A 6,927-nucleotide genomic window follows, 5' to 3' on the forward strand; every position below is an offset into this window, starting at 1 on the left:
ATATGAACTACAGGGCACCGAGAGGCACCTACGACATCCTGCCGGAAGACCAGGCCTACTGGCGCCACGTGACCGAGACCACGCGCCGGGTCTGCGAACTCTTCGGCTACGAGCAGATCGACGTGCCGGTCTTCGAGCAGACCGGCCTCTTCGAGCGGAGCGTCGGCGAATCCACCGACATCGTCGAGAAGGAGATGTACACTTTCCTCGACCGCAACGAGGAGCGCATGACCCTGCGTCCCGAGTTCACCGCGGGGATCTGCCGGGCCTACGCCGAGCGCAAGCTGCACGGCCGGCCCCAGCCCCTGCGTCTCTTCACCATCGGCCCCGCCTTCCGGTACGAGCGTCCCCAGGCGGGCCGGTACCGCCAGTTCTACCAGATCGACGTGGAAGTACTGGGCAGCCAGGATCCGGCCATCGATCTCGAGGTCATGCAGGTCGCCTGGCAGATCTACGAATCGGTCGGCATCAAGAACCTGTCCTTCCAGGTGAACAGCACGGGTTGCCCGGTGTGCCGTCCGGGATACGTGGAAAAGCTTCGGGCCTGGTACGCGGACCGCCTGGACGGGGTCTGCGCCGACTGCGCGCGCCGCTACGAGCAGAACCCGCTCCGGCTGCTGGACTGCAAGAAGGAGACCTGCCGCGCGATCGCGGACGAAGCGTCGCGGATCGCGGATTCCCTGTGCGACGAATGCAGAACCCACTTCGACCGGTTGAGGTCCTACCTGGACGACCTGGGCCGGCCCTACGAGGTCAACCATCGCCTGGTGCGCGGGTTCGACTACTACACGAAGACGGTGTTCGAGGTCTGGGCCGAGGGCATCGGGGCGCAGAACGCGGTGTGCGGTGGCGGCCGCTACGACGGGCTGATCGGCATGGTCGGCGGTCCCGAGACCCCGGCGATCGGATTCGCCTCCGGCATCGAACGCATCATACTCACGATGAAGCAGGAGGGGATCGACCCTCCCGGAGTGCCGAAGCCGCGGGTATTCGTCGCCTATCTCGGCGCGGAGGCCAAGTCCGCCGCGGTGGTCCTGGCGCAGGAGCTGCGCGCGGCCGGCGTGGGCGCGACGGCACTGTGGGAAGACCGGAGCCTGAAGGCCCAGATGAGACAGGCCGGCCGGCTCGGCGCCGCCTATACCCTGATCATCGGTGAAGAAGAGGTGAGAAACGGCGTCGTGATGATCCGGCGCATGGCGGACAGCACGCAGGCGTCCGTGCCCCGGCCTCAGGCCGTGGCCGCCGTTAAAGAAGGGAAGACTCAATGATCGTGGTGAAGACGGGCGGAAGCCGGGGCATCAACCTGGATTACGTCCTGGAGGACATCGCCCGGCAGACCGAACCGCTGGTGCTGGTGCACGGCGCGTCCGACGAATTGAACCGGATTTCCGAGCAACTGGGCAAGCCGCCCCGCATGGTCACGTCGCCGTCGGGATACACGAGCCGGGTCACCGATCAGGAAACGCTGGACATCTTCACCATGGTGTACTGTGGAAAGCGCAACACCCGCATCGTCGAGAGACTGCAGCAGCTCGGGGTCAACGCCGTCGGCCTTAGCGGCGTGGACGGCCGTCTGCTCGAGGGCCGCCGGAAACCCAGTATCCGCATCGTGGAGGACGGCCGGACGAAGATCCTGCGGGATGACTACACCGGCCGGATCGAAAGGGCGAACGTCTCGCTCCTGACCACGCTCCTCGACCAGGGCTACCTGCCCGTCATCAGTCCCCCCGCCATCAGCTACGAAGGCGAGGTGATCAACATTGACGGGGACCGCGCGGCCGCGGTGATCGCCGACGCCCTCGGCGCGGAACGGCTGGTCATACTCTCCAATACGCCGGGGTTCCTGGAGGATGCGGACGATGAGGACACACTGATACCTCGGATATCCCGCGACGAAATCGACCGGGAGATCGAAACCCACGCCCGGGACCGCATGAAGAAGAAGCTGCTCGGTGCGAAGGAGGCGCTCGAGGTCGGCGTGGGCCAGGTGATCCTGGGGGACGGCAGGATCCCCGAACCGGTCACGGCGGCCTTGCGCGGCGAGGGCACGGTGATCGGGTAGCAGGCGCAGGCGCGGAACGATCGCGTTGTGGCCGCGGGCGGGTTGCGGCCGCCCGGGCGGGGACGGTCCGCGCCGAGGCGGATGAACCGGAAATACGGATCGGAGCAAGCTGAAATGACAGACTACCAGGCCATGGAAAACCAGGCGTCGATGGGCATTCTGCCCAAGCGGGACGTGGTGATCGTCCGGGGCAGCGGCGCGCGCGTCTGGGATGCAGAAGGCAAGGAATACATCGATTGCATCGGCGGGATCGGTACGGCCAATGTAGGCCACTGCCATCCGGCCGTGACGGAGGCGGTCGCGCGGCAGGCGGAGCGGCTCGTAATCTGTCCGGACACCTTCTACAATGACCTCCGGGCGGAACTGGCCGTAGCCCTGACCCGGGTGGCCCCGGAGGGGCTGGACCGGCTCTTCCTGTGCAATTCAGGCACGGAAGCGGTGGAGGCGGCGCTGAAATTCGCCCGCGTCGCTACCGGCCGGCAGGGCATCATCGCGGCCCAGCGCGGATTTCACGGACGTACCTTCGGGGCCCTGAGCGCCACCTGGAATCCCAAGTACCGCGCCCCCTTCGAACCCCTCGTGCCCGGTTTCACCCACGTGAAATACAACGATGTCTCCGTCATGGAGGAATCCATCGGCGACGGGACGGCCGCGGTAATCCTGGAGGTGGTACAGGGCGAGGGCGGCGTTCGGATCGGCGACGGCGCCTATCTGAAACGCGTGGAAGCCCTGTGCCGGGAACGGGGTGTCCTGTTCATCGTGGACGAGGTGCAAACCGGATTCGGCCGGACCGGCGCCATGTTCGCCTGCGAGCACCATGGCCTGCGGCCGGACATGCTCTGCCTGGCCAAAGCCATGGCCGGCGGCCTGCCCGTGGGCGCTACGCTGTGTGCCGACTCGGTCCGGGACGTCCCCTCCATGTCCCACGGCAACACCTTTGGCGGCAGCCCGGTGGTCTGCGCGGCGGGCCTGGCCACGCTGCGCGTGCTGGAGGAAGAAGGGCTCGTCGAGAAGGCTCGGGAGAACGGCGCGTACTTCCGGGATGCACTTGCGGCGCTGGACGCGCCCTTTGTCCGGGAGATCAGGGGCCTGGGCCTGATCATCGGCGTCGAGATGAAGGGACGGGTCACCCCCGTCCTCCGCGGACTCATGGAACGCGGCGTGATGGCCCTGCCCGCGGGCAACACGGTGCTGCGCTTCCTCCCGCCCCTGTCGATTTCCAGGGAGGAGATCGACCAGGTGGTAGAGACCGTGGGTGTGGTGCTGGGATCGTTGGAGGGAAGTTCGGCGGACGATGCGGCCCGGGACCGGAGACGTGCGCGGCGAAGTCCTGCCGGAGCCCCGGAGGCCGAATGAGTCGCGACCGCGACGACATCGCGCTGCTGCGAGGCCTGGTCGAGCGTTACAGCCCTTCCACGCAGGAAGGCGAGGCCGTTTCCTTCCTGGTGGACGCCATGGATCGCCGGGGGCTTCGCGCCTACGTGGACGAGGCCGGGAACGTGGTGGGCGAGATTGGCCACGGCGAACCGCATATCGCCCTGGTCGGGCATATCGACACGGTACCCGGGATCGTTCCCATCCGGGAGGAATCGGACAGGCTTTACGGCCGCGGCACGGTAGACGCCAAGGGCCCCCTGGCGACCTTCGCGGCCGCCGCGTCCCGCCTCACGGAAACCACCGGCGGCCGGATCACCGTCGTCGGCGCCGTGGAGGAGGAGTGCCCCACCTCGAAGGGCGCCCGCCACCTGGTGGACCGCATGCGGCCCGACTGCGTGTTCATCGGTGAACCGAGCGGTTGGGACAGCGTCACCATCGGGTACAAGGGCCACGTGGGGTTCGACTACCGCCTCGAGCAGCCCAACGCCCATCACGCCGGCGATCACAAACGCGCCGCCGAACGGGCGATCGACCTGTACAACGCCATGCAAGCCCGCGTCGCCGGCCAGGCCACGGAAAGCGAATTCGGGTCTCCCCGGCTCGAGTTGAGACGATTCAACACTACGGACGAGGGATTGACCGAGGGCGTCGAGGCGTACTTCTCGGTGCGCGTGCCGCCCGGTTACGACCTGGATGGCCTGATCGGTTTCGTGATGGAACAGGCGGTCCCAGCGGAAATCACATGCGACCAGCGGCTGCCGGGCGTGGTCGCCGAGAAGAACACGGCGCTGATCCGGGCGCTTTTGCGGGGCATCAGACAAGAAGGCGGCCGCCCCACTTTCAAGAAGAAGACGGGCACCTCGGACATGTGCATCGTCGGACCGGCCTGGAATTGCCCGATCGCGGCCTACGGTCCCGGCGACTCCAGCCTGGACCATACACCGGACGAGCACATCGTCCTGGAAGAGTATCTGCGGGCCATCGAGGTGTTGACGGCCGCGCTGAAGCAGTTGACCGCCGCGGGCTCCCCGACCGCCTGAAAGTCACTGTCTCGCGCTCCCAACCGGACTGAGAACCGAACTCCTCGCTGCTTTCCTTCTTGCCTGGGAAGAATCTCCCGACGCGCAGTCCACGATAGCGCATCGACGTTTCCTGGCCCTGCACGGCCCGGACGGCAACCCCCTCGGTGGAGTAGCTGAGCGAACGCAAGGCGGTTCCCGGTCAACTCGTGGGCGCTATCCACCACCTCTTGAGGCACCGTATTCAGGTCCAGGCTTGCACTGATTCGCAGGCTTGCCGTACTGAACTTCGGAATATCCCTCCCATGCCGTGCCATACGCGCCAGATTTAAATCGCCTGCGTGCTTGTAATTCCCCAGGATCCATTCCTATTTACCGGCGCATGATTCATGGAATGTTCATTCTATATATTGAAGTATAAGTACAATAATTTAATAGTTGACATAATTGACTATTTGGAGAACTTGAATGTGAAATCGGCTACTAGTGGATCCGGGTGGATGGGTCCGATGAAACCAACAGTGCCGGGGCGACTTCCAGCATTTGCCGGTTAGCGGCCGCAGACCTTAGCCACGATCCCGTGACCCCCAATGTCGATGAGCCATATGCAGGAGATTCATATGCGTAGAAGCAGATTTCACCGCATGCTGTGTGTGGTGGCGGTGGCCATTTGCGTGGCAGTCGTTGGCCATCCAGATGCAGCACATGGTCAATCCAACCCATCCAGTTGGTTTGTCACCACCTGGCGAACGACGACCAGCAACGAGTCGATAACCGTTCCCGCCCGCGGCACGTACACCATAGACTGGGGCGACGGGACCGTCGAAGAGAACGTCAGCGGCACCCAGTCCCACACGTATGATTCCGCCGGCCGCCACACGGTGCGCATATCCGACGGCATCACCGGATTCCGCCTAGACACCACCAATGACGCGTACAAGCTGGTATCCATAGACCAGTGGGGAACCGCCCAGTGGACGTCGATGTATGCGGCGTTCCGGGGCGGATACAACATGAGTTACAATGCGACGGACGCGCCCGACCTCTCGGGCGTCTCCGACGCCAGCCACATGTTCCGCGATGCCCGCTCCTTCAACGGCGACCTGTCTTCCTGGGACGTCTCGTCTGTGACTACCATGGTTGATATGTTCCGCGGCGCCACCGCCTTCAACAAGCCCCTGTCCTCCTGGGACGTCTCGTCTGTGACGGACATGTCGCGGATGTTCCTCGGCGCCACCGCCTTCAACCGGCCTCTGTCCTCCTGGAACGTCTCGTCTGTGACGGACATGTCGCGGATGTTCAGTGAAGCATCCTCCTTCAACGGCGACATATCCGGATGGGACGTCTCGTCCGTGGCCGGTATGAACGGCATGTTCCGCGGCGCTACCTCCTTCAACCAACCCCTGAACTCCTGGAACACGTCGTCTTTGACCAAAATACGCGCCATGTTCTGGGGAGCCCACTCCTTCAACCAACCGCTGGACTCGTGGAACACGTCGTCCGTGACCGACATGCGCTCCGTGTTCACTGACGCCCAATCCTTCAATCAGCCCCTGGACTCGTGGGACGTCTCGTCCGTGACCAGCCTGGAGGAGGTGTTCCTCAATGCCTACGCCTTCAACCAGCCCCTGGACTCGTGGGACGTCTCGTCTGTGACCAGCCTGAGTAGCTCGTTCCTCAACGCCCGCTCCTTCAACCAACCCCTGAACTCGTGGGACGTCTCGTCCGTGACCAACATGCTAAAGACGTTCCGGAACGCCGCCTCCTTCGACCAGCCCCTGGACTCGTGGGACGTCTCGTCCGTGACCAGCCTGTTCTCCACGTTTTATGACGCCGCATCTTTCAACCAGCCCCTGGACTCGTGGGACGTCTCGTCGGTTACTCGCATGGACTACACGTTCCATAACGCCACGTCTTTCAACCAGCCTCTGGACTCGTGGGACGTCTCCTCTGTTACCCACATGACCCTCATGTTCAACGGCGCTGCCTCCTTCAATCAGCCCCTGGACTCGTGGGACGTCTCGTCGGTTACCCGCATGGGCGACATGTTCGGCGGCGCATCCGCCTTCGAGCAGAACCTGGGAAACTGGCTCATCGTGCTGGATGACACGTCAATCGACTATAGCGATACAACGGGAACCGTCGGAGGTCTATCCGCGCAGAACGACTACCTTGACCGGCAGAACCCGGTCTACGGGATCGACCCGGGCGGCGATTCCGGCTCCTTCGAGCTGAACGGCACCAACCTCGTGATGAAGGAAACCCCCACCAGGGACGTGTACACGGTGACCATCACAGCGAACTCCACCGGAGACTTTGGCACCGGCAACTCCCGGACATTTACCATAGACGTCACGGGCCTGCCCAACTCCCCGCCGTCCGTCGACGCCGGCCCCGACCAGACGGTGCGCGAACTCTCCACCGTGACCCTGTCCGGCAACGCCACCGACGCGAACGCCGGGGATACCC

The 6,927-nt window shown here is 64.3% G+C and carries 5 protein-coding genes; all 5 read left to right on the forward strand.

The window, feature by feature from the left end; translation table 11 throughout:
• Positions 1–2 precede the first annotated feature (2 nt).
• Positions 3–1,268 (forward strand): histidine--tRNA ligase, encoded by a 1,266-nt coding sequence (gene hisS, locus OXH56_07970; protein ID MCY3555243.1) that lies wholly within the window; start codon positions 3–5, stop codon positions 1,266–1,268.
• A complete protein-coding gene (locus OXH56_07975; protein MCY3555244.1) occupies positions 1,265–2,062 on the forward strand; it encodes a [LysW]-aminoadipate kinase in 798 nt (265 codons plus the stop codon). Before hisS ends, OXH56_07975 begins: the two co-directional genes overlap by 4 nt.
• A gap of 114 nt (positions 2,063–2,176) precedes the next feature.
• Positions 2,177–3,418, forward strand: a complete 1,242-nt coding sequence (locus OXH56_07980; protein ID MCY3555245.1) for an acetylornithine/succinylornithine family transaminase — start codon at positions 2,177–2,179, stop codon at positions 3,416–3,418.
• Positions 3,415–4,479 (forward strand): [LysW]-lysine hydrolase, encoded by a 1,065-nt coding sequence (locus OXH56_07985; protein MCY3555246.1) that lies wholly within the window; start codon positions 3,415–3,417, stop codon positions 4,477–4,479. Before OXH56_07980 ends, OXH56_07985 begins: the two co-directional genes overlap by 4 nt.
• A 599-nt stretch (positions 4,480–5,078) precedes the next feature.
• On the forward strand, positions 5,079–6,927 hold a 1,849-nt coding region (locus OXH56_07990; protein ID MCY3555247.1), incomplete at its 3' end, for a BspA family leucine-rich repeat surface protein.

The sequence above is a fragment of the Gemmatimonadota bacterium genome, from assembly GCA_026702745.1.
Taxonomy (GTDB): Bacteria; JAAXHH01; JAAXHH01; order JAAXHH01; family JAAXHH01; genus JAAXHH01.

Bases quoted from the DNA above. Each gene is read 5' to 3' on its own strand.
- hisS (MCY3555243.1), top strand. From the start codon at position 3: ATGAACTACAGGGCACCGAGAGGCACCTACGACATCCTGCCGGAAGAC.
- OXH56_07975 (MCY3555244.1), top strand. From the start codon at position 1,265: ATGATCGTGGTGAAGACGGGCGGAAGCCGGGGCATCAACCTGGATTAC.
- OXH56_07980 (MCY3555245.1), top strand. From the start codon at position 2,177: ATGACAGACTACCAGGCCATGGAAAACCAGGCGTCGATGGGCATTCTG.
- OXH56_07985 (MCY3555246.1), top strand. From the start codon at position 3,415: ATGAGTCGCGACCGCGACGACATCGCGCTGCTGCGAGGCCTGGTCGAG.